Raw genomic sequence first — 20,984 nt, 5'->3', positions numbered from 1 at the left:
GACTCGACGAGCGTTCCCCATGCAACCGTTGCTTCAATATTTCAAGGCGATACTCAACCCCGGGCCCGGTGTGTTGTTGTTTGCCTTGAGAACCATCGCTGCCGGGCTGTTGACGCTGTATCTGGCCTTCCTCTTCGACCTCGACCAGCCCAAGTGGTCGATCATGGCGGTGGTCATCGTCAGCCAGCCTTTGGGCGGCATGGCCTTGGCACGAAGCTTCGGCCAGGTCATCGGCACCACGTTGGGCGCGGTGGTTGCCGTATTGATCATGGCGATTTTCCCCCAGGCACCGCTGCCTTTTATCCTCACCCTGGCTTTGTGGTTGGCGCTGTGTACCGCCGGGGGCACGTTGTTGCGCTACACCAGTTCCCAGGCATTTGTGCTGAGTGGTTACACGGCGGTGGTCGTGGCACTGCTGGCGGTGCCTGATCAGGAGGGCACGTTTCTGCTGGCGGTCACCCGTGTGACCGAAACGCTGCTGGCGGTGGCCTGCGTGTGTGTTGTGAGCTTGCTAACCGCTCGGCCGGAGAGCGTTGCCCGGGATTACTTCGCCAAGATCGATCAAGTGATCAAGCTGCTCGCGACCCACGCGGCCGCTGTCATTCGAACCGAAGAAAGCGAGGCTGATTTCCATCGGCGGCAAATGCAGCTGTTAGGCGCGATCAGTGCCCTGGAAGGTGTGCGTCGGCACTTGTATTTCGATGCGCCACGTTTGCGCAGCGCCAACGGGCTGGTGCAATTGCTGGGTAATCAGTTGGTGCTCCTGACCTCGCGGCTGACGGCTTTGCGCCACCAGCGGGAGCTGCTTACCGAGCGCTGGGAAGGTGCGCTGCCGGTAGAGATACAGCTATTGCGTGCCGAAGAGCTGGCTTTTCTTGATGATTTGGCCCGTCGGGGACGCTCATTATCAGCCGAGGCTCGTCAGCATTTCGGTACGTTGCAACAGCGTTTCGATGACCAGGCCTATAAGGCTGAACAATTGACCGAGACCATGCCTGCCACGCTGCGTTCATTGGCCTGGGCACTGCGCTGGGAGCAAGCGCGGATGTTGGAGCAACTGGGGCAGATTCTCGAATTGAGCGACGCTATTCAGGAGGAGCGCGAAGCGAGCTGTGTGTTTCGCGGCCAGGATAACCCTTTGCATCTGGACTTCACCTTGGCGGCGATGAATGCAATCCGGGCCTTCACCGCGTTACTGGTCGCCGGCCTGATCTGGATCGAGACCGGTTGGGACGGGGCTCGTGGCGGGATGATTGTGGTGGGGATTCTCTGTTCGCTGATGGCGACGTTTCCGCGACCGTTGCTGGCCAGCCAAAGCTTTGCCAGGGGGTTGGCGCTGGCCTTGGTGGTGTCGGCGCTGTATCTGTTCTTGCTGGTACCCATGATCAGTGACTTCGAGTTGTTCGCGTTGTTGCTCGCCCCCTTGCTGTATGCCGTTGCAGTGGGGCTGTCCAGTCCGGCAACCACGGGCACAGGCATTGGACTTGGACTGACGACGATTCTGTTGCTGGGCCCGCAAAACGTCGGCGTCGGCCAAAACACGGCCATTCAGTGGTTCGAGTTTGCCGGTGCGTATATCTGCGCTGCGGCGTTGGCTCTGAGTGTCTACGCCTTGATCTTTCCGTTCAGGCCCGTTTTACGGATGCGCCGTCTGTTCAATGAGAACTGCGAGCAGGTCTACGCTTTGTTGAAGACCCCGGCCACCGACGAGCAGCAATTTGCGTTTGAAAGTCGCCTGGTCGATCGCTTGACCATGATGTTGGGACTATTGCCGGCCACCAGCGACAAACCATCCAGAGATCTGTTCGAAGTCAGCCTCGGGTGCATGGCACTGGGAGTGGCGTTGAACCAACTCCGGCAACAGGGGCAAAACAACACATTGCTCAGTACAGCGCAACAAAGCCGTTTGCTGGCTGCAGTCGGTGAAACCGGACGATTGATCGCCGGGCGATCCGGGATCGACCTTGAGCAACTGCTCGAAAACTTGCGTGTCCTGGGCGATGAAATGGACGACTTGCATCTCGATGTTCATGAACACTTGTGGTCGGTATTCAGGATGCGTGTGGCACTGCTGATTGTGGTGTCATTTCTGCAGCGCTACCGCAATCACTTTCAAACCGCAAACGTGGAAGGAGTACCGGCCCTTGCTCATTGATCTGGAAGTGGGTGGCGTTTACATGCCGCCAATCGCCCAGGCGCTGCTGCTGGCCTTACCGATTTTCCTGCTGCTGGACTGGACCCTGCGCCGCTTGGGCGTGTTGCGGTTTGTCTGGCATGAAGCGTTGTTCGAAGGCGCGTTGTACGCCTGCGTTTGCGCGACGCTGATTCTGGTGATGGGAGCTTGATGCTTTGAAGAAGATCCTTTCCCGACTGGTGACAGTGGCGGTGGTGTTGCTGGCCTTTGTCCTGGGCTGGTTTGCCTGGGAACATTACACCCGCGATCCCTGGACCCGGGATGCGCGGGTGCGTGCCGACGTGGTGACCCTGTCCGCCGATGTCTCGGGACGCATCGTCAGCCTGAATGTCCAGGACAACCAGCATGTGGACAAGGGCCAGTTGCTGCTGGAGATCGACCCCGCGCGGTATACGCTGGCGGTTGAGCATTCCAGGCGTTCTGTGGAAGTGGCGAAAGCCACGCTGGGTCAGTCCGAAGCATCGATTGTTTCCAGTCAGGCGCTGCTCCGGCAGCGCCAGAGTGAGGAAGTCAGGCGACGGACCCTCAAGCAACGGTTTGCGATCTCGGGTGAGGAGTGGGAAAAATCCAGCACCGAGGTGGCGGTGGCTCAGGCCGAATTGCTGCGAAATCAGGCGAACCTCGGCCTTGCTCAGGCCAATGTGCAATTGGCCATCACCGCGCTGACCCAGGCTGAACTCGATTTGCAACGTACTCGGGTCGAATCGCCTGTCAGTGGTTATGTCACCAACCTGCTGACCCGTCAGGGCGACTATGCCGCCGCCGGTGGCGCCCTGTTGGCGTTGGTGGACAGCGACTCGTTTTACGTCAGCGGCTACTTTGAAGAAACCAAGTTGCCACGAATCGAGGAGGGCGATCGCGTCAAAATCGAATTGATGAGCGGCGAGACCTTCGGCGGCACTGTGCAAAGCATCGCCTTCGCCATTGCCGACCGGGAAAACCTGCCGGGTGGTCGATTGTTGGCCAACATCAACCCCAGCTATACCTGGGTCAAACTCGCGCAGCGGGTGCCGGTGCGGATACAGATCGACGCCGATTACGCCGCCAAAAACCGACTGCGTGCCGGGACCACGGCCACGGTGACAGTCCTGGATACAGGCCGGACTGAAGATCAGCGCTAGTCCCCCCTGTGGGAGCGAGCCTGCTCGCGAAGACGATTGCACATTCAATAATGATGGCGACTGATACACCGCTTTCGCGAGCAGGCTCGCTCCCACAAGGTTCCACACCGACGCCGATTACGCCGCCGGGACCACGGCCACGGTGACAGTCCTGGAAAATCGAGAGCCACCCTCCACACCATGACCTTTGTAGGAGCGAGCAAGCTCGCTCCTACAGGGGGGCAGGTGTTTTTATCGGGCAAAAAAAGCCCCGCGACCGAATGAGGCGCAGGGCTAAAAAAAATGGTCGGTTGCGGCCAACCACGGAGCTGGATAAAGCTTACTTGCTGGCGACGGTCTCTGGTTGCCAGCCACCGCCAAGGGCTTTGTAAATCGCGACAATGCCGCTATACAGTTCGACTTCGGCCTGGGCCTGAGTGTCTTCGGCCGCCAGACGCTCGCGTTGTGCATCGAGCAGGACGAGGAAGTCCACGGTGCCTTCCCGGTAGCGAATTTCGGCCAGGTCGGCTGCGGCGCGACTGGACTCGCTCTGACGAATCAGCGAAATCAGGCGTTGCTGACGTTTGCCGTAATCGCTGAACGCATTTTCTGATTCTTCCAGCGCCAACAGTACTTGCTGTTCGTAGGTTGCCAGGGCGCCTTCGGCATCTGCATCGGCGGCACGCAAACGGGCGCGCACGCTGCCCAGATCGAACGCCGCCCAAGTGATGCTGGGCCCAAGCGTCCAGGCGTTGGCTGCCGGGGTACCGATCTGTGAACCCCGTCCAGCGGTAAAGCCAAGGAAACCGCTGAGGCTGACCTGAGGAAACAAATCAGCTGTGGCCACGCCGATACGGGCCGTCGCGGAGGCCAGTTTGCGCTCGGCGCTGAGGATATCCGGGCGACGTTGCAGCAGTTCGCCCGGATTACCGATGGGCAGCGCCTTGGCAATTGCCGGCAAGGCTTTCGGGCTCAGGTCGACGCTCAGTTTGTCCGGACGTTCACCCAGCAGGGTGGCGATGCGGTTTTTCTGCCGAACCTGTTCAGCCTGCAATTTCGGCACGCTGGCTTCGACGGACGCCAAGCGGGCATCGGCGCGCTCCACATCGAGCTGATCGCCAACGCCGGCATCACGCAGGCTTACGGTGATCTTGCGCGACTCCTGCTGGTTGCTCAGGTTGGCCAGCGCAATTTTTTCCCGCAGTTGCGCACCGCGCAGTTGACCGTAGGAGTCCACCAGTTCGGCAATCATCGTGACTTGCAGTTGGTACAGGTCGGCTTCGAAGGCCTGCTGTTCGGCGTTGGCCGATTCCAGATTGCGCTGGATACGGCCAAACAGATCGATTTCCCACGCCATGTCCAGACCCAGGTCATAGCGTTCGCTGTTGACCCGTTGGGTGGTGGTGCCAGGAATCTGACCCTTGGCCAGTTCGCTGCTGGCACGGCTGGTGACGGTCGGCATGGCGTTATTGCTGACGTCATCGCGAATCGCCCGGGCGGCTTTCCAGCGAGCGAAGGCCACGCGCAAATCACGGTTGCCTTTGAGCGATTGAGTCACCAACTGGTTGAGCGTCGGGTCTTCGAACTGCTGCCACCAGATGCCTTCGAAACGCGAGCGGTCGAAGTTCTTCTGGCCGGCGGCGCCATCGGTGGCTGTCGTGATGTTGGCCGGCGCAGTGGCGGGCGTCTTGTAGTCCGGTCCGACGGCACAGGCACTCAGGGCCAGTACCAGCAGGCTCGGCAGGAAGGCTTTCAGGCTCATTGTTGCGCCTCCAGTTTCAGGGCCCTGGCTGCTTTGCGCGCTTCACCGCGCTCCACAAAGTTGCGAATCAATACGTAGAACACGGGCGTCAGCAACAGACCGAAGAAGGTCACTCCGAGCATCCCGGAGAACACCGCCACACCCATGGCGTGACGCATTTCGGCACCGGCACCGCTGGAGAACACCAGAGGCACAACCCCCATGATGAACGCGAAGGAGGTCATCAGGATCGGCCGCAGACGCAGGCGGCACGCTTCGAGCACCGCCGCCAGCGGGTTCATGCCTTCTTGCTGTTTATCCTTGGCGAACTCGACAATCAGAATCGCGTTCTTACAGGCAAGCCCTACCAATACGATCAAGCCGATCTGGGTGAAGATGTTGTTGTCACCGCCCGAGGCAATCACCCCGGTAATGGCTGACAGCAGGGTCATCGGTACGATCAGGATCACCGCCAGTGGCAGGCTCCAGCTTTCGTATTGAGCCGCGAGTACCAGGAACGCCAGCAAGACGCAGAGCGGGAACACGAACAGCGCGGTGTTGCCGGACAGAATCTGCTGGTAGGTCAGGTCGGTCCATTCGTAGGTCATACCGTTCGGCAATTCTTCCTTGAGCAGTTTCTCGATGGCTTTCTGGGCTTGGCCGGAGCTGTAGCCTGGCGCTGCCGCACCGTTGATTTCAGCGGTGATGAAGCCGTTGTAGTGCATCACGCGGTCCGGACCCGAGGTGTCGCTGACCTTGATGAAGGTCGCCAGCGGGATCATCTCGCCTTTGTTGTTACGTACTTTCAGCTGGCCGATCTGGTCCGGCTCGAGACGGAACTGCTGCTCGGCCTGGACGTTGACCTGATAAGTACGACCGAAGCGGTTGAAGTCGTTGGCATACAGCGAACCCAGATAGATCTGCAAGGTGTCGAAGATGTCACTGACGGCCACGCCGTGGGTCTTGGCTTTTTCACGGTCGATAGCGGCATCGACCTGTGGCACGTTCACGGTGTAGCTGGTGAACAGGCCCGCCAGTTCCGGCACGTTGTGACTTTTGTTAATGATGTTCATGGTTTCTTTGTACAGCTCGTCATAGCCCAGGTTGCCCCGGTCTTCGATCTGCAGGCGGAATCCGCCGATGGTGCCCAGGCCTTGTACCGGCGGCGGCGGGAAGATCGCCATGTAGGCTTCCTGAATCCCGGCGTACTTGCCGTTCAACGCACCGGCAATGGCACCGGCAGACATGCTCGGGTCTTTGCGCTCATCAAACGGTTTCAGGGTCACGAACACGATGCCGGCGTTAGGACTGTTGGTGAAGCCGTTGATCGACAGGCCCGGGAAGGCCACCGCACTTTCCACACCAGGCTGTTTCAGTGCCAGGTCGGACATGCGTTTGATCACGTCTTCGGTACGGTCCAGGCTCGCGGCGTCCGGCAGTTGCGCGAAGGCCACCAGGTATTGCTTGTCCTGGCCAGGGACGAAACCGGTCGGGGTGTTGGCGAAACCGAAGAACGTCAGCACCATCAGGCCTGCGTACAACAGCAGGGCGATGCCGCTGCTGCGGATAACCCGGCCTACAGTGCCGACATAACCGTGGCTGGCTTTATCAAAGAAGCGGTTGAATGGACGAAACAGCCAGCCGCCGAAGATCTTGTCGAGGACCTTGGAGAAACGGTCTTTCGGCGCGTCATGGCCTTTGAGCAACACCGCAGCCAGGGCCGGCGACAGCGTCAGCGAATTGAAGGCCGAGATCACCGTCGAGATCGCAATGGTCAAGGCGAACTGCTTGTAGAACTGCCCGGTCAACCCGGAGATGAAAGCCGCCGGGATAAATACTGCACACAGCACCAATGCTGTCGCGATGATCGGGCCGGTCACTTCACGCATGGCCCGTTTGGTCGCTTCGACCGGGCTCAGCCCCAGCCCGATGTTTCGCTCGACGTTCTCCACCACCACGATGGCGTCGTCCACCACAATACCGATGGCCAGTACCAATCCGAACAGTGACAGGGCGTTCAGCGAGAAGCCGAACAGGTGCATCACCGCAAACGTACCGATCAGCGAAACCGGCACCGCCACCAACGGAATGATCGAGGCGCGCCAGGTTTGCAGGAACAGGATTACCACCAGTACCACGAGGATCAGTGCTTCGAAGAGGGTGTGAACCACCGCCTCGATGGAACCGCGCACGAAGATCGTCGGGTCATAGACGATGCTGAAGTCCATGCCTTCCGGGAAACTTTTCTTCAACTCGGCCATTTTCGACCGCACTTCGTTGGAGATCTCGATAGCGTTCGAGCCTGGGCGCTGGAAGATCGGGATGGCCACCGCCGGTTGGTTATTCAGCAAGGAGCGCAGGGCGTATTGGCTGGAACCCAGTTCGACCCGGGCGATGTCCTTAAGGCGTGTGATTTCACCGTTGTCGCCGGTGCGAATGATGATGTTCTCGAACTCTTCCTCGGAAACCAGACGACCTTGGGTGTTGACCGACAGTTGGAACGCGGTGGCATTCGGCGCAGGCGGCGCGCCCAGGGCACCGGCAGCGACCTGGCGGTTCTGCTCACGGATCGCGGTGACCACATCGGTCGCAGTCAGGTTGCGCGAAGCGGTTTTGTTCGGATCAAGCCAGACCCGCAGCGAGTAGTCGCCCATACCGAACAGCTGCACATCGCCGACACCGCCCAGACGTGCCAGCTCATCCTTGATGTTGAGCAAGGCGTAGTTGGACAGGTAAAGCATGTCGTAGCGTTTGTCCGGCGAGGTCAAGTGCACAACCATGGTCAGGTCGGGCGATGCCTTGTCCACGGTGATACCGATGCGCGTCACTTCTTCCGGAAGTTTCGGCTCGGTCCGGGTCACACGGTTCTGTACCTGCACCTGGGCGTTATCCAGGTCAGTGCCCAGCGCGAAGGTGATGGTCAGGGTGATCTTGCCGTCAGCGGTGGACTGCGAGGACATGTACAGCATGTTCTCGACGCCGGTAATGGCTTGCTCCAGCGGGGCGGCGACGGTTTCACCGATGACTTTAGGGTTGGCACCCGGGAAGTTGGCGCGGACCACAACGGTCGGCGGCACGACTTCCGGGTATTCGCTGATCGGCAACTGGAACAGCGAGATGGCGCCGGCAATCAGGATCAGCAGCGACAGCACCGCTGCAAAGATCGGCCGTGAAATGAAGAATTGGGAAAAATTCATCGCAGTTGTTGCTCCCTTAACCGCGTGGAGTCGCAGCAGCCAGTTTCACAACCGAACCCGGCGCGACCTTGGCAGGCGCGACTTGGGGCAGGTTGCTGGCTTCCAGCGCTTGTCGTTGTTGTGCGAGTGCCGCGAGGGTTTGCTCGCTGGCCATCGGGATCACTTCAGGGGTGACCGGTGAACCCGGACGAACCCGTTGCAGGCCTTTGACGATGACGGTGTCATCCTTGTTCAGGCCGCTGCGCACGATGCGCAAACCTTCGATCTTCGGACCCAGTTCAACCGCGCGGTACGCCGTTTTGTTGTCGGCATCCATCACCAGCACAAACTTCTTGCCCAGATCGGTCCCGACCGCTTCGTCGTTGATCAACACCGCGGAGTAGGTGCCGCTGCCAACCAGTTTCAGGCGTGCATACAGGCCAGGGGTGTAAGTGCCGTCGGTGTTGTCGAACACGGCGCGACCACGGATGGTGCCGGTTTTCGGGTTGACCTGGTTATCGACGAAGTTCATTACGCCCAGGTGCGGGTTACCGTCTTCATTGGACAGGCCGAGGTAAACCGGGGTAGTTGCACCGCGTTTGCCCTGGCGAGCGAGCTCGGTGTACTTGAGGAAGACACGTTCGTCAGCATCGAAGTAGGCGTAGACCTTGTCGGTGGACACCACACTGGTCAGTGCGGTGGTGTCGGCGGTCACCAGGTTGCCGGCGGTAATTTCCGCCCGGCTGACGCGCCCACTGATCGGCGCGGTAACACGGGTGAAGCTCAGGTTCAGTTTGGCCAGGTCCAGTTGCGCCTGGACGGCTCCGACCGCGGCGCGGGCTTCTTGAGCAGCGCTGGTGCGCGAATCGGCCAGCTCGGCGGAGATCGCGTTGCTGGTACGCAGGCGTTCACCGCGCTGGGCTTCGTTTTCGCTGCGAATGGCATTGGCGCGGCCCTGAGCGACCAGCGCTTCAAGGCGGCGAACCTCGGCCTGGAACGGGCGTGGGTCAATCTGGAACAGCAAGTCGCCTTTCTTGACCAGTGCGCCTTCGGTGAAGGCGACTTCATCGATCTGGCCGGAGACCCGTGGACGGATTTCTACGGTTTCCGGCGCTTCAAGGCGCCCGGTGAATTCGTCCCACTCGTTAACCGGTTGTTCCAGCACCTTGGCCACGCTGACTTTGGCTGCGGGCGGCATGGCGGCGGTCGCTGGCGCCTTGCCGCAAGCGCTCATCACCATCACGGCCAACAGGGCCAACGGGAAGCGCAAATGTTTGAATGACTGTTCCATGGATGCATCCGCCAATGTATTGAGAATGGGCGGATGATGCTCGGCGGGGGGAGATCTCACGAATCGAATGAAGCAAAGGTAACTATCATTCGGAATGATATAGGCGCCGGGCGAGCCCTCTAGCCTGCGCCCTGGATTGGAACGCGATCAACTCGACTGATGACAATTCAGTGTTGCCGAGGGTGCAAGAATAAGACCTCAGACCGAGTCGCGGCCTTCGCGAGCAGGCTCGCTCCCACAGGGAAACGCTTTCCAAATGTGGGAGTGAGCCTGCTCGCGATAGGGCCAGGCGCCTTCGTACAGATCAAGCCAGACCGTCCGGCCCCCTAGCCGTTGGTCGCAACAGAACCCGTTACGGGGCTCCAGCCCGGGACAAATTCAAATCTGTCATCAATAGCGAAGTCGATGACGTCAAATGAGAAGCGCCCCCCGGTGGGGTGACTCTTAATGACAGCACAAATGAAAAACCGCTGGCGATTGAAACTGATACGCCCGACTGCACCCTCTGGTTCACGGGTTGTTCAGTTCGCTAAGCAGGAGAATAACAATATGATATTCGTTAAAAAATTACTGCCTGCTTCGTTCATCATGGCACTGGCCATCGGTGCCCAAGCGTCCGTTCCGAGTCAAGAAGCCGCCAAGCTGGGTGTCAGCCTGACCCTGGTGGGGGCCGAAAAGGCCGGCAATGCCGATGGCTCCATCCCGGCCTATAACGGTGGCCTGAGCACCGCGCCTGCCAGCTTCAAGGTGGGCGATAACATGCGCCCGGACCCGTACGCCGGCGAAAAACCGCTGTTGGTGATCAATGGCAAGAACCTCGACCAGTATGAGGGCATGCTCACGGCCACCACGGCGGAGCTGGCCAAGCGTTTTCCCGGCTACCGCATCGACGTGTATCCGACCCACCGCAGCGCAGCACTGCCACAGGCGGTGCTGGACAACAGCCGGAAAAATGCCACCGCTGCCAAGTCCCTCAACGGCGGGTTGGCCATCGACAACGCACTGCCCGGTGTGCCGTTCCCGATCCCACAGTCGGGTGCCGAGGCAATGTGGAATTTCTTGCTGCGCTACCAGGGCGTCACCATCACCTCCAAGTATGACTCCTGGAGTGTCGACTCGGCTGGCGTGCCGAGCCTGATGGTCACCGGCCAGGCGCTCATCTCCTTTCCGATTTACGAAAACATGTCCAAGCCCATCAACGACACCGACATCTACTATCAGATGAAGTTGTCCTACACCGGCCCTGCACGCCGGGCCGGCGAGTCGATCATGCTTAAAGACGCCGCCAATCCGACGCAGCAGCCGGGTCGTGCCTGGCAATACTTGCCTGGCCAGCGTCGCGTCAAACTGATATCAATCCTGGCCTACGACACGCCTAACCCCGGTACCGCTCGCGCATTGGAACTTTACGACTGGACGCTTAAGGGCAAGCAAGAAATGATCGTGCCCTACAACACCTACAAGTTGACCTACGTCCAGGATGCCAAGTCATTGACCACCCCCAATTACCTCGCACCCGATTTTGTACGTTGGGAGAAACACCGCGTCTGGGTCGTGGAGGGTAACCTCAAGCCCGGCGCGCAGCACATCTATAAGAAACGTCGCTTCTACCTGGATGAAGACAGTTGGGCCGCTCTGGCCTCCGATCAGTACGGCACGAATGGCCAGCTTTACCGCGGCTCCTTTGCCTTCCTCAGCCAGAGCTACGACCATAAGGTGCCCGATGCCACCCCTTTCATGACTTACGATCTGGAGCGCGGCTCTTACAACATCAATGGTGTGGTCGGCCCTCACGGCGGCATCAAGTACATCGACCCGTTGTCGACTGCACAGTGGTCGCCGGATTCCATGGCGGGTGCCGGCATTCGCTAAGCTCACGGTGGTGAACCCAGGCGCAAAATACCGCGCACTTGTTGCGGATCAGCTCGGCGCCGAGCGCTTCGATGTCAAGCGAGGTCGATGGCTACAGCATTGAACTCCGCCCGGCAGCCGAGGCCAGGCGGGGTGTCTGGCGTTAGCGGAAAAACGCCTGCAAATCGCTGCTTACTGTGTTGATCGCCACTTTGAAGTCATCGGTGGTAACGGGTTGGCTGGCGTTTTTCAGGGTTTCACCAAAGACTTTACGCACGACTTTGGCCACAATTTGGCCGTTGCGCGCATCGATCAATTCGGCTTCGATATAAAGCTCGGTGTCCTGGTCGCGGTGGCCCGTGGCAGCACTCACACCGCCGACGAGGGCGGCGACCGGGACGACCTCATACCAGTGCATGCCTTCGTTCGACGCCGTCACGCCTGTGATGGCGGCGCGGATGATCAGCGTGCGCGAACCGGCAGGCGCAGAGTAGGCGTTCGATACGATCGAGTATTTCTGACCCAGGACGTTCTTGGCGCTACGGGTCATGTACGCCTGCAGCTCTTGAAGGGTCTTGAGGTTGACCCTGTCGTCCGGTTGATGTGCCGGGTAGAGTTCAAATTGCTTGAAAGCGATTGTGTCGTAAGCGTCCGGGTTCCACGAAGGGGCGACCCAACGCATCGCCTTCTGGCCGCTGGTGGTAGTGACTTCTTGCAGGTTGCTGGAGTCGCCCAGGAAGTCGGTGTACTGCTCTTTCTGGGTGATTCGCGAGGTGCAACCACCTAGCATCAAGCTACCCAATACGACACCTAGTAAAAGTTTATTGACGCTGTTCATGTGTTTCTCATTTTTGCGTTGGTTGCTGTCCGCCCCATCAAACGGTGCGTGACGTATCGTTACCCTGTACCTGGGCTTGCGGCTCGCCATGGCTGGTCAGCCAATTCAGCATGTCGGTCACTGACACCCGGTGGCTGCTTTCCACCCACTCTACGTCGTCGTGGCTGTAATGCTCGACATAGCGGCTGAGGATCACTTCACGCTGGTCGTCCGACAGTTTCAGGCTGGTTTCGCGAACGTGCAGGGCAGCGTTGGCGTGTTTCTCTACCCGTTGCTCCAGTAGTAGTGACTGATACTTGGGCGGCATGGGTTGTGGCCTCTTCACTGGAAGGGTCGGTTGACGGATGAGGGCAGGGGCGTGCTTGGGCGAAGGCATGGCAAACCGTCTTGGCAGGAAAGGAATCAAATACTGGCATTCGCTCCTTGCTTGAGAATGTCTGTTTTTTTACCGGGCCGACACTTTGTTACCGAGTTGAAATATATGACGGATCGCATCGAATGGTTTTAGATGTGAGGTCTTACAGAACTGAAGTGATACGCGCCGGTGAGCAGTCTTTTGATCGTGGACGATGACCTTGAGGTCCTTGCTCTGCTGAAGAAATTTTTTGTGCAACACGGCTATTCGGTGGAGGTCGCCACCGATGGCACCTCACTGTGGTCGGCCATGGAACGTCAGGCACCAGACTTGATCATTCTCGACCTGATGCTGCCGGGGGAAAACGGGTTGACGCTGTGCCAGCGCCTGCGCCAGCAATACCCCACGCCGGTGATAATGCTGACCGCCATGAGCGAGCTGAGTGACCGGGTAGTGGGGCTGGAGATGGGGGCCGACGATTATCTCGGCAAACCCTTCGACGCTCGTGAGCTGTTGGCCCGGGTGCGCGCGGTGTTGCGCCGGGCCGGGGAGAGCCGGCCGTTGTCCGGGCAGATGCCGCGGCCGCTGATCAAGTTCGCCGACTGGCAGCTGGACCTGACCCGGCGGGAGCTACGCTCGCCGGATCAGGTAATGATTCCGTTGTCCGCCGGGGAGTTCGATTTGTTGCTGGTATTTGTCGAGCACTCGCAGCGCATCCTCACCCGGGAACTGTTGCTGGACCTGGCGCGAGGTCGCAGCCATGAAGCATTCGACCGGAGCATCGACGTTCAGGTCAGCCGCTTGCGACGCAAGTTGGCGTTCGACAGCAAGCGCGTGGAGATCATTCGCACTGTGCGCAACGTCGGCTACCTGTTCACTCCCGATGTGACCCGCCAATGACGGGGGGCAAGGCAGGCCGGCATCTGCGCGCGCGCGATACAATAGCTCGCTGGGTCGCCCTGACTACCATCGCCGCCATGCTCACTTCGCTGGGCTTTAACGCACTGTTCACCCAGCTGGCGGGCGTCTGGGCGTATCCGCCGCTGACCGAGACCGGGTTGCTGGAGAAGGTTTCCTTGCTGAGCAAGCTGATCGAAGCTTCACCCGCCGCGCAGCGCGAACACCTGGCCGCCACCGCCAGTGACAGCAACTTGAGCATCAGTTGGCACGCCAGCCGTGAAGAACTGGATGTGCCGACCGTCCCCGACGCAATCCGTCGTGCGGCCGCACCTCAGGTGCAGCGCCTGTTCGAGGCCCCTAAGCGCCGACTTGAGGCCTATCAGCCCGGCGACTGGCCACAGCAAAATGGCCACTACACCTTGCTGGTGCAACTGATGGATGGTTCCTGGCTGATGTTCAGTATTTCTTCGCGTAGCTGGGGGCTGGGGCAGTGGCAGCGTGACCTGATCCTGATCGTACTGGTGCTGCTGTCCACCGGCCTCGTCGCACTGATTGCCACCCGCCGCCTGGCCAGGCCCTTGCAACAATTCGCCCAAGGCGCCCGACGTTTTGGTGTCGACTTCCGCGCCCCGCCCATCGAACCGGTCGGCCCCCAGGAGATCCGCCAGGCGATCCTCGCGTTCAACGCGATGCAGGCTCAATTGCAACATTTCATCAACGACCGCACCCAGATGCTCGCGGCCATCTCCCACGACCTGCGCACGCCCCTGACCCGCATGCGTCTGCGTGGCGAATTCATTGAAGACCCCGAGCAACAGCAACGACTGTTTCGCGACGTCGACGAGATGCAGGCCATGATTAACTCCAGCCTGGAATTCTTTCGCGACGATGCCCGACTGGAACAGGCCACGCAGTTCGACCTCGCAGAACTGCTGCAAACCCTCATCGACGACTACCGCGACCAGTCCATCGACATCACCTTCAGTGGCCCACCCCATCTTGTGTTCTTTGGTCGTCCGCTGGGCCTCAAGCGCGTCATCACCAACCTGCTGGACAACGCCATCAAATACGCCTGCGAACCGGCCGTCGAACTGCGTGGCGACGATGAGCAGGTGACCATTCTCATACTGGACCGCGGGCCGGGGATCCCGGTCGAAAGCCATGAGCAGGTGTTTGCACCTTTCTTCCGGCTGGAAAGCTCGCGCAATAAAAGCACCGGTGGTGTGGGGTTGGGTTTATCGGCGGCAAGAGCGATCGTGTTGGAGCAAGGCGGGGCGTTGACCCTGAGCAGCCGCAAGGCTGGAGGATTGGAGGTGAGGGTGGTGTTGCCGGTGTTGAAGGGGGAGGCGGTTGGGCAACGCAATAGCTAATGATTCAGGCGTCAATCGAGTCGCGGCCTTCGCGAGCAGGCTCGCTCCCACAGGGAATGAGACGCCACCTCATACAGCCTTAATTCCTTCGGGTATTAAACGGTCCAAGAACCAAGCGTTGTGAAAGACACAGACGTGAGGTTGAAGATCACTCTTCGCCGCTCCCCACTTCTCGTTCTTCGAATGCGGAGCGCACGGCTTCCACAACACGTTCCGCCCGGTGAGCGTCGTCCAGCTGCGGATAAGCTTTCTTCAATTTGCCAGATACCTGCCAGCCATTTTCCTTGAGAGAGCGAATGACGCGGTTCGCGTCCTGATCCGGCATTTCCAGCACCTCTTTGAGTCGCTCCTGGGCGCGCTGGAAAATGACCAGCACACGGGCCTCATCGGCCATCTCGGTACGGACCGTATGCGCCACGACCTGCGCCGTGTACAGGACGTGTTCGGTCAAATCGGGATAGCGCCATGCAAATTGCGCGTCGTTATAGTCATCGAAGACCAGGTTGCTCGAGGTACCGTCCTCGTAGACGACGAGTTCGCCAAACCGATAGGACGCTGCGTAGCGTTGCATGAATGGCCGCGAAAACACCTCCAGCGTACGATCGTAGCGCGCCCGAAAATCGATCGAACTCGTGATGGTGGCGGACACCGGCAGGATCACGCCATCAGGCACTGCCTTATCGCGGATCAGGGTGTCGTTGATCAGGAAGCGATGGATCCGACCATTGCCGTCCCGCATGGGGTGGATATACACAAAGGCGAAGGCGATTGCAGCTGCCCGGGCCAGCGGCTCGGCGCCCCGTGTTGCCAGCTCGAATGCTTTCAGGCCATCGAGCAGTTGCGTTAGCACCTCAAATTGCGGCGCAATGTAGTGCACGATGTCCTCGCGCATGGTCGCCTGTCCTACGAAGACCGGCGAGTGCCGCAGGCCCAGTCCGAAGGACTCATGACCCAAAATACCGGCTTGCAACGTATGCAGGCTATCGTTGCTCAACGGATCCTTGATATGGCCACAGTACTTGGCGATCACGTGGGCAAACCGCTGGATCCTGTCGGCTTGGTCTGCCTCTTTCTCGATCAGAAAGCTCGCACGCGACTCCTTGAACGTCAGCCAACTGGCCGTGCGCATCAGGATGTCGGCGCCAAAGGTTTGGTTCAGCTCGCGCAGTGCCGCATCCAGGTCAAATTGCAGCGCTTGCTGTACGGTATCGGTACGGCGGACCAGGGGGCAGAACTCCGGCACGCCGGGCAGATTATCGTTGATGCGCCAGCGCCGTATCCGCAGGGGCTCAACGCGGGTCAGGTAATACTGCGATGAAACGGCATCGACATAGCCGCCATTGGTCACATCTGGCACATCCAGATGCTGTCCGGTTAGCCACTCGTACAGGAATCCGGTGCGGCGGGCATATTGGCCAAAGGGCGCTTGCCGGCACCAGGCTTCGATGGACTCTGGGCCAGCCGCCGCAAACAGACGGGCGAAAAACTCGAGGTGAATTTCTTCGTACTTGAGCCCGAACTCGAAATGCCCCGCGAAATTGTCCGCCGGCTGGTAGCTGGCGGGATACTTGTTCTCGACATGTCCGTTGCTCTCGCGGCTCATCCGTGTCGTACCGATCACCGATACGACACGCAGGGGTTGTGCAAGCGCGATAGCGTAGCGATCGGCGAGTGCCTTGAAGCCTACTTGCATGGTCGAATCCCCTAACGAGAGCTAAAAAATGATAACCAGAAGGGGATAGTACGCGAAAACAATAATTCGATGAGCGCGAAAACGCTAACGCTCACTAAAATTTGATAACGATTCAGCTACTTTCGCCGAAAACGATAAGGGCTGGGATACCCGTTGGACACCCTGGAGCCAGTGTCATGGAAGCCCATGCCTTGCCGCCCAGAGTCGGCACATTCAGAGACTATCAGGGTCCCCGAAGAACATCTGAATCCTGGACCTGAGCCAACGCTCACCCGGGTCGTTATCTTGTGATCCGCGCCAGGCCATGTGCAGCTCAAAGCTGCGCACCGGCAACGGCGGATCTTCTGCCCGCACCCCGCCAGCGGCTGTCAGCGCTTCAGCCGTGTAGTCCGGCACCGTCGCCACAATATCAGTGCCGCTGATCAGCGTGCTCAGGCCGTTGAACTGAGGCACCGCAAGCACCACATGACGTTTGCGTCCGAGTTTTTCCAACTCTTCATCTATGAAGCCGCTCAGGTCGCCTGCGAATGACACCAGCGCGTGAGGCCGTGCGCAGAAGTCATCCAGGCTCAACGGGCCGGGTACGGTGTCGGCGCGCAACAGCTTCGGCATGCTACGCCGCAGTACCTTGCGCTTGGCGTTGGCCGGCAGGTCGGCGGTGTAACTGACGCCGATGGAGATCTCGCCCGAGGCCAGCAGGCTCGGCATCAGGATGTAGTTGGCCCGACGCACCACCAGCACGATCCCCGGCGATTCGGCACGGAGGCGCTTGAGCAGCATCGGCAGCAGGGCGAATTCGACGTCGTCCGAAAGGCCAATGCGGAATACCGCCGTACTGGTGGCGGGATCGAATTCCGCCGCACGGCTGACCGCGGTGGAAATCGAATCCAGTGCAGGGGAGAGCAGGGCAAAGATTTCCACTGCACGGGCGGACGGCTCCATGCTGCGCCCGGTGCGCACGAACAACGGATCATCGAACAGCCCGCGCAGGCGTGAGAGCGCCGCACTGATGGCCGGCTGGCCGAGGAACAGTTTCTCCGCCGCGCGGGTCACGCTGCGTTCGTGCATCAATGTTTCGAATACGATCAACAGGTTCAGGTCGACACGACGCAGGTCATTACGATTCATCTGGAGTCCTGGCAGAGTCAGCAAACTTGACGTGAGCGGCCACATAAGAACAATGGCCGGCATGAATCTTACGGGTAAAGGCTGGTACTCTGCACCGAGTAATTCAGTTTTCCTGAAAAGGCTGCTTCGGTTTTTTTGGCATTTGACGATGTCACCGGTGCTACGGAATCAATGACAGGCATGTCGACTATTAATAGCCACTGATAGTCTTGGGTACAAAGCCCAGATAGAGTTCATGGCATTAGAGGTTTCTTTGACGAGGTTTGCGATGTCCCGCACGATCCGTTTTCACAAGTTTGGTCCAGCCGAGGTGCTCAAATGCGAAGAGCATCCAGCCGCTCTGCCTGCGCCGGGCGAAGTGCAGGTGCGCGTCGAGGCGATTGGCATCAGCTGGTACGACATTCTCTGGCGTCAGAACCTGGCCTCGTCCCATGCCCGTCTACCTGCAGGCCTGGGCCATGAAATGTCCGGCATCGTCACCGCAGTCGGTGAGGGCGTCGATGACCTCGCCGTCGGTGACAAGGTCGCCAGCTTCCCGGCCCAAAGCGCGAACGACTACCCGGTCTACGGCGAGCAGATCGTCATGCCTCGCTCGGCACTGACCCGCTACCCGGACGTGCTCAGCCCGATTGAAGCCAGCGTGCATTACACGCCACTGTTGATCGCCTATTTCGCCTACGTCGATCTGGCACGGGTCAAGCCCGGGCAATTTGCCTTGGTGACCGACGCCAGTCACTGTGCCGGACCTTCGTTCGTTCAACTGGGCAAGGCCTTGGGCGTGCGAGTGATTGCCGCTACCAAGACGGCGGAAGAACGTGAATACCTGCTGTCCCTGGGTGCCGAGAAAGTGATCGTCACCGAAGAAGAGGATCTGCTGCTGCGGATCAACAAGATCACCGATAACCGCGGTGTGGATGTGGTGTTCGATGGCTTGGGTGGCCCGCAGATGTCACTGCTCGGCGACGTGCTTGCGCCTCGCGGTAGCCTGGTGTTGTATGGCCTGCAAGGTGGCAACCAGACGCCATTCCCGGCCTGTGCAGCGTTCCAGAAGAACATCCAGTTCTTCGTGCACTGTATCGGTAACTTCACCGGTAAGCCGGAACTGGGCATCATCCAGGACCAGGCCGCACTGCAACGTGCCTTGCGCGATATCAACCAGCTGACCGCCGACCGCGTGCTGCTGCCGCTCAAAACCCGGGTGTTTCCTTTTGCCGAGTTCGTCGAAGCACACCGCTACATGGACGAATGCCCATGCCGCGAACGGGTCGCCCTCCAGGTCGAACCTGCGTAACCCTCCCAAAAGTCCGTGTCCGCACGGACTTTTTTGCAGCCGTTTCCCTAAATGAGACTGCCCATTGACCTGTCGATGGGGCCATTCAGCAACTGAACTGGTTTTTGCTCTCGATCTGTATCTTCTAATCATTTTGTAAGCCTTGATAATTGAATGATTACTTTCATCTCAAGGAATGAGTCATGGCTGGGTATCAGGCTGATACTTTTCAATGCATACCGTTGATATATGTCTGGCAAATAGTTCGTTGTTACGCAGCTTCCAAAAAACAATGGGCGACTTATTTCTTTATTTCTTGTGCTAAATGTCTGTGGGACGCTGTCAGACATTTCCTAGGAAGTCTCGCGCGGGCGCAAGACGCCGGCATTACACGCCTTTGCAGCGTTCCACCTGTGGTGGGGATGCGGGTGGCGCCCGAACATTTCAAATAATTACTAAAAATTTAAGTGTTAGCATTTGGCCATAAAGTCCAGTGCTTCAAGCGCGTCAGGCTGCCCTCGCGGTGGCGGCTGTCGTTGTTTGCGCGATATCGAACTTACGAGCATCAGGTAAATAAAAAATGACCAATATTCATGATCAAGCGATGAACTATGTCTATCAGCAAGTACTGCAACGGTTACTGAGTTTTTTCTCCAGGGCCGAACGCACGGCGTTACAGTTGATGATTCAGCGGCTGGTGGTCGCCGCCGGGGGCATGGAGCGCATTGGCGAATACAAGGTGCTGGCCATTCAGTCCGGGTCGCGTGACAGTTGCTACACGCTTGCGCTGCTGCGTGCCGCACAACTGAGTATCGCCGGGCGTGCGCCCGCCACGTTCCAGTTGCGAGTAGCGTCCTTGTGCCTGAACGGCACCAGCTCGAAGGCCCGGGAAAATATCCATCGCAGCTATAGCGCACTGTTCCTCTACGACGATCCGCGGGTCGAAGTGTTGATGGTCGATAACCGGGAGGTGCTGCCGTTCAATCATCTCGCGCCGCTCTCGAGTGCCGGTCATGAGTCCAACCGGTTGAACCTGCTGATGGTAGGGCATCGTCGAGTCTGGGACGGGCCGCTCGATCTATGGGACGACGGGTATCTGGCAACCGGCGAGTTCTACGGGCAAATCGCCCGTTGGGACGGCGGTGTCGACGCATTGATCAGTAGCGATACGCCGCGACAGCAGAAGCAGTTTATCGATGGTTTGAAACGTGCTGCGGCCAAGGCCGGATTGAATACATCGAACCACAGCGAAACGGGGTACGAGGTGCTGTTCGAGCTGCTTGATGAGTTGGGCTGCGATAGCTACCGCGCATTTTATTCCGGTCATGAGCAGGCGGCATGGCGTCCGGCCGAACAATTTGAAACCTGTCGCCGCAGCACGTTCATCGACCTTCACGATATGTTGGTCAGTAACCTGGAAGAGCGCTGGCCGTTGCTCACCGAATTTCTCGGTTTTCAACCCGATGAACTGACGGCTCAGCTCAGCGACAACGAGTTCGTCAGCCTCCCCATTTGCGCACACCTTCGAGGTTTGCAGGCGTGCTTCGCGCAAGGGCGGAGCTACGAAGCCGGAGTCGCCGAATACCTGCAACGGGCCTTGGTGATGATGCGTCGCAAACGACTTCCGGAGCGCTTGTGCGAGCAAGCGGTGAAAGTGTTTGGCAACCCGGCGACGCAGGCCGATCGGCGCACACTGGCAACGGCCGAGGTGCAGAAGTCTTTAGGTTTGAGTGAGGTTCAACTGGTGTGTCTGCTCTTTGCACCTTTTGTCGAGAAGGGCGCTACGTTGGAGCGTTTTCTGCGCCACTGCCACCCCGGCATGCTCGTGGCGATGCCTGAATTGCACCGGGCAATGCAGGGCAATCCGGTGCCGGAGCAGGTTCTGCAATGGATGGTCGATGTCAGCGGGTTGCCTGTCAGTTTGATCGGCACGCTTTATAGCATGGGCCCGGTGGTCACCAATGATGGCCGGGTGCCCGATACGCAAGCAGCTGACGCACAAGCATCCGATGATCATGATGACGCCACCCTGGTGGGTGAATGGTCAGCGGGACATTGACCGTGCCGGATTCGATGA

15 protein-coding genes are annotated in these 20,984 nt (G+C 59.2%); 8 read left to right on the top strand and 7 right to left on the bottom strand.

What is annotated here, in order from left to right:
• Window positions 1-19 precede the first annotated feature (19 nt).
• From ACM6IR_RS06095 to ACM6IR_RS06085, 3 genes are read left to right on the top strand one after another with little or no spacing between them, the layout of a single operon-like run.
• Entirely contained in the window at window positions 20-2,155 is a 2,136-nt protein-coding gene (locus tag ACM6IR_RS06095; RefSeq protein WP_414906863.1) for an FUSC family protein, read from the top strand.
• Window positions 2,145-2,345: a DUF1656 domain-containing protein gene (locus tag ACM6IR_RS06090; RefSeq protein WP_414906862.1), complete on the top strand. Its 201-nt coding sequence runs from the start codon at window positions 2,145-2,147 to the stop codon at window positions 2,343-2,345. Before ACM6IR_RS06095 ends, ACM6IR_RS06090 begins: the two co-directional genes overlap by 11 nt.
• 4 nt (window positions 2,346-2,349) lie before the next feature.
• A complete protein-coding gene (locus tag ACM6IR_RS06085; protein ID WP_414906861.1) occupies window positions 2,350-3,315 on the top strand; it encodes a biotin/lipoyl-binding protein in 966 nt (321 codons plus the stop codon).
• A gap of 319 nt (window positions 3,316-3,634) precedes the next feature.
• Here the strand turns inward: ACM6IR_RS06085 and ACM6IR_RS06080 are convergent, their stop codons facing one another.
• Genes ACM6IR_RS06080 through mexE form a run of 3 tightly spaced genes read right to left on the bottom strand, consistent with a single transcriptional unit; the run spans window position 3,635 to window position 9,502 of the window.
• Window positions 3,635-5,056, bottom strand: a complete 1,422-nt coding sequence (locus tag ACM6IR_RS06080) for an efflux transporter outer membrane subunit (protein ID WP_414906860.1) — start codon at window positions 5,054-5,056, stop codon at window positions 3,635-3,637.
• Window positions 5,053-8,232, bottom strand: a complete 3,180-nt coding sequence (locus ACM6IR_RS06075) for an efflux RND transporter permease subunit (RefSeq protein WP_414906859.1) — start codon at window positions 8,230-8,232, stop codon at window positions 5,053-5,055. Before ACM6IR_RS06075 ends, ACM6IR_RS06080 begins: the two co-directional genes overlap by 4 nt.
• Before the next feature lie 16 nt (window positions 8,233-8,248).
• A complete protein-coding gene (gene mexE / locus ACM6IR_RS06070) occupies window positions 8,249-9,502 on the bottom strand; it encodes a multidrug efflux RND transporter periplasmic adaptor subunit MexE (protein ID WP_414906858.1) in 1,254 nt (417 codons plus the stop codon).
• Between the two features lie 549 nt (window positions 9,503-10,051).
• On the opposite strand from mexE, the gene ACM6IR_RS06065 reads away from it, so the two are divergent.
• Entirely contained in the window at window positions 10,052-11,374 is a 1,323-nt protein-coding gene (locus ACM6IR_RS06065; protein ID WP_414906857.1) for a DUF1329 domain-containing protein, read from the top strand.
• Between the two features lie 142 nt (window positions 11,375-11,516).
• On the opposite strand, the gene ACM6IR_RS06060 is transcribed toward ACM6IR_RS06065, so the two are convergent.
• Both ACM6IR_RS06060 and ACM6IR_RS06055 read right to left on the bottom strand, forming a co-directional pair.
• Window positions 11,517-12,191, bottom strand: a complete 675-nt coding sequence (locus ACM6IR_RS06060; protein ID WP_414906856.1) for a DUF3313 domain-containing protein — start codon at window positions 12,189-12,191, stop codon at window positions 11,517-11,519.
• A gap of 37 nt (window positions 12,192-12,228) precedes the next feature.
• Window positions 12,229-12,498: a hypothetical protein gene (locus tag ACM6IR_RS06055; RefSeq protein ID WP_414906855.1), complete on the bottom strand. Its 270-nt coding sequence runs from the start codon at window positions 12,496-12,498 to the stop codon at window positions 12,229-12,231.
• 237 nt (window positions 12,499-12,735) lie between these two features.
• Between ACM6IR_RS06055 and ACM6IR_RS06050 the strand changes: the two genes are divergently transcribed.
• Both ACM6IR_RS06050 and ACM6IR_RS06045 read left to right on the top strand, forming a co-directional pair.
• Window positions 12,736-13,446 carry a response regulator gene (locus ACM6IR_RS06050; RefSeq protein WP_414906854.1) on the top strand — a complete coding sequence of 237 codons (711 nt, stop codon included), beginning with the start codon at window positions 12,736-12,738 and terminating at the stop codon, window positions 13,444-13,446.
• Window positions 13,443-14,816: a sensor histidine kinase gene (locus ACM6IR_RS06045; RefSeq protein ID WP_414906853.1), complete on the top strand. Its 1,374-nt coding sequence runs from the start codon at window positions 13,443-13,445 to the stop codon at window positions 14,814-14,816. The genes ACM6IR_RS06050 and ACM6IR_RS06045 overlap by 4 nt, the downstream gene beginning before the upstream one ends.
• Window positions 14,817-14,964: 148 nt before the next feature.
• Here ACM6IR_RS06045 and ACM6IR_RS06040 read toward each other — a convergent pair whose 3' ends face one another.
• The gene (locus tag ACM6IR_RS06040) at window positions 14,965-16,509 is read right to left on the bottom strand and encodes a Fic family protein (RefSeq protein WP_414906852.1); all 1,545 of its coding nucleotides are present in this window, start codon (window positions 16,507-16,509) and stop codon (window positions 14,965-14,967) included.
• Between the two features lie 213 nt (window positions 16,510-16,722).
• Window positions 16,723-17,637, bottom strand: a complete 915-nt coding sequence (locus ACM6IR_RS06035) for a LysR family transcriptional regulator (protein WP_095631404.1) — start codon at window positions 17,635-17,637, stop codon at window positions 16,723-16,725.
• A 268-nt stretch (window positions 17,638-17,905) separates the two neighbouring features.
• Between ACM6IR_RS06035 and ACM6IR_RS06030 the strand changes: the two genes are divergently transcribed.
• Window positions 17,906-18,928, top strand: coding sequence for a zinc-dependent alcohol dehydrogenase family protein (locus ACM6IR_RS06030; protein WP_414906851.1), 1,023 nt, complete (start codon window positions 17,906-17,908; stop codon window positions 18,926-18,928).
• A 559-nt stretch (window positions 18,929-19,487) separates the two neighbouring features.
• On the top strand, window positions 19,488-20,966 hold the full coding sequence (locus tag ACM6IR_RS06025; RefSeq protein ID WP_414906850.1) for a hypothetical protein: 1,479 nt from the start codon (window positions 19,488-19,490) through the stop codon (window positions 20,964-20,966).
• Window positions 20,967-20,984 lie beyond the last annotated feature (18 nt).

It is taken from the genome of Pseudomonas sp. IT-P253, assembly GCF_949768125.1.
Taxonomy (GTDB): Bacteria; Pseudomonadota; Gammaproteobacteria; order Pseudomonadales; family Pseudomonadaceae; genus Aquipseudomonas.
Note: the sequence above shows the minus strand (reverse complement) of the source record. Positions and strands in the feature narration are given on the sequence as shown.

What these genes read in the sequence shown, in the direction of transcription:
- ACM6IR_RS06095 (WP_414906863.1), top strand. Translation starts at nt 20, where the DNA reads ATGCAACCGTTGCTTCAATATTTCAAGGCGATACTCAACCCCGGGCCC.
- ACM6IR_RS06080 (WP_414906860.1), bottom strand. Translation starts at nt 5,056, where the DNA reads ATGAGCCTGAAAGCCTTCCTGCCGAGCCTGCTGGTACTGGCCCTGAGT.
- ACM6IR_RS06075 (WP_414906859.1), bottom strand. Translation starts at nt 8,232, where the DNA reads ATGAATTTTTCCCAATTCTTCATTTCACGGCCGATCTTTGCAGCGGTG.
- mexE (WP_414906858.1), bottom strand. Translation starts at nt 9,502, where the DNA reads ATGGAACAGTCATTCAAACATTTGCGCTTCCCGTTGGCCCTGTTGGCC.
- ACM6IR_RS06065 (WP_414906857.1), top strand. Translation starts at nt 10,052, where the DNA reads ATGATATTCGTTAAAAAATTACTGCCTGCTTCGTTCATCATGGCACTG.
- ACM6IR_RS06060 (WP_414906856.1), bottom strand. Translation starts at nt 12,191, where the DNA reads ATGAACAGCGTCAATAAACTTTTACTAGGTGTCGTATTGGGTAGCTTG.
- ACM6IR_RS06055 (WP_414906855.1), bottom strand. Translation starts at nt 12,498, where the DNA reads ATGCCGCCCAAGTATCAGTCACTACTACTGGAGCAACGGGTAGAGAAA.
- ACM6IR_RS06045 (WP_414906853.1), top strand. Translation starts at nt 13,443, where the DNA reads ATGACGGGGGGCAAGGCAGGCCGGCATCTGCGCGCGCGCGATACAATA.
- ACM6IR_RS06040 (WP_414906852.1), bottom strand. Translation starts at nt 16,509, where the DNA reads ATGCAAGTAGGCTTCAAGGCACTCGCCGATCGCTACGCTATCGCGCTT.
- ACM6IR_RS06035 (WP_095631404.1), bottom strand. Translation starts at nt 17,637, where the DNA reads ATGAATCGTAATGACCTGCGTCGTGTCGACCTGAACCTGTTGATCGTA.
- ACM6IR_RS06030 (WP_414906851.1), top strand. Translation starts at nt 17,906, where the DNA reads ATGTCCCGCACGATCCGTTTTCACAAGTTTGGTCCAGCCGAGGTGCTC.
- ACM6IR_RS06025 (WP_414906850.1), top strand. Translation starts at nt 19,488, where the DNA reads ATGACCAATATTCATGATCAAGCGATGAACTATGTCTATCAGCAAGTA.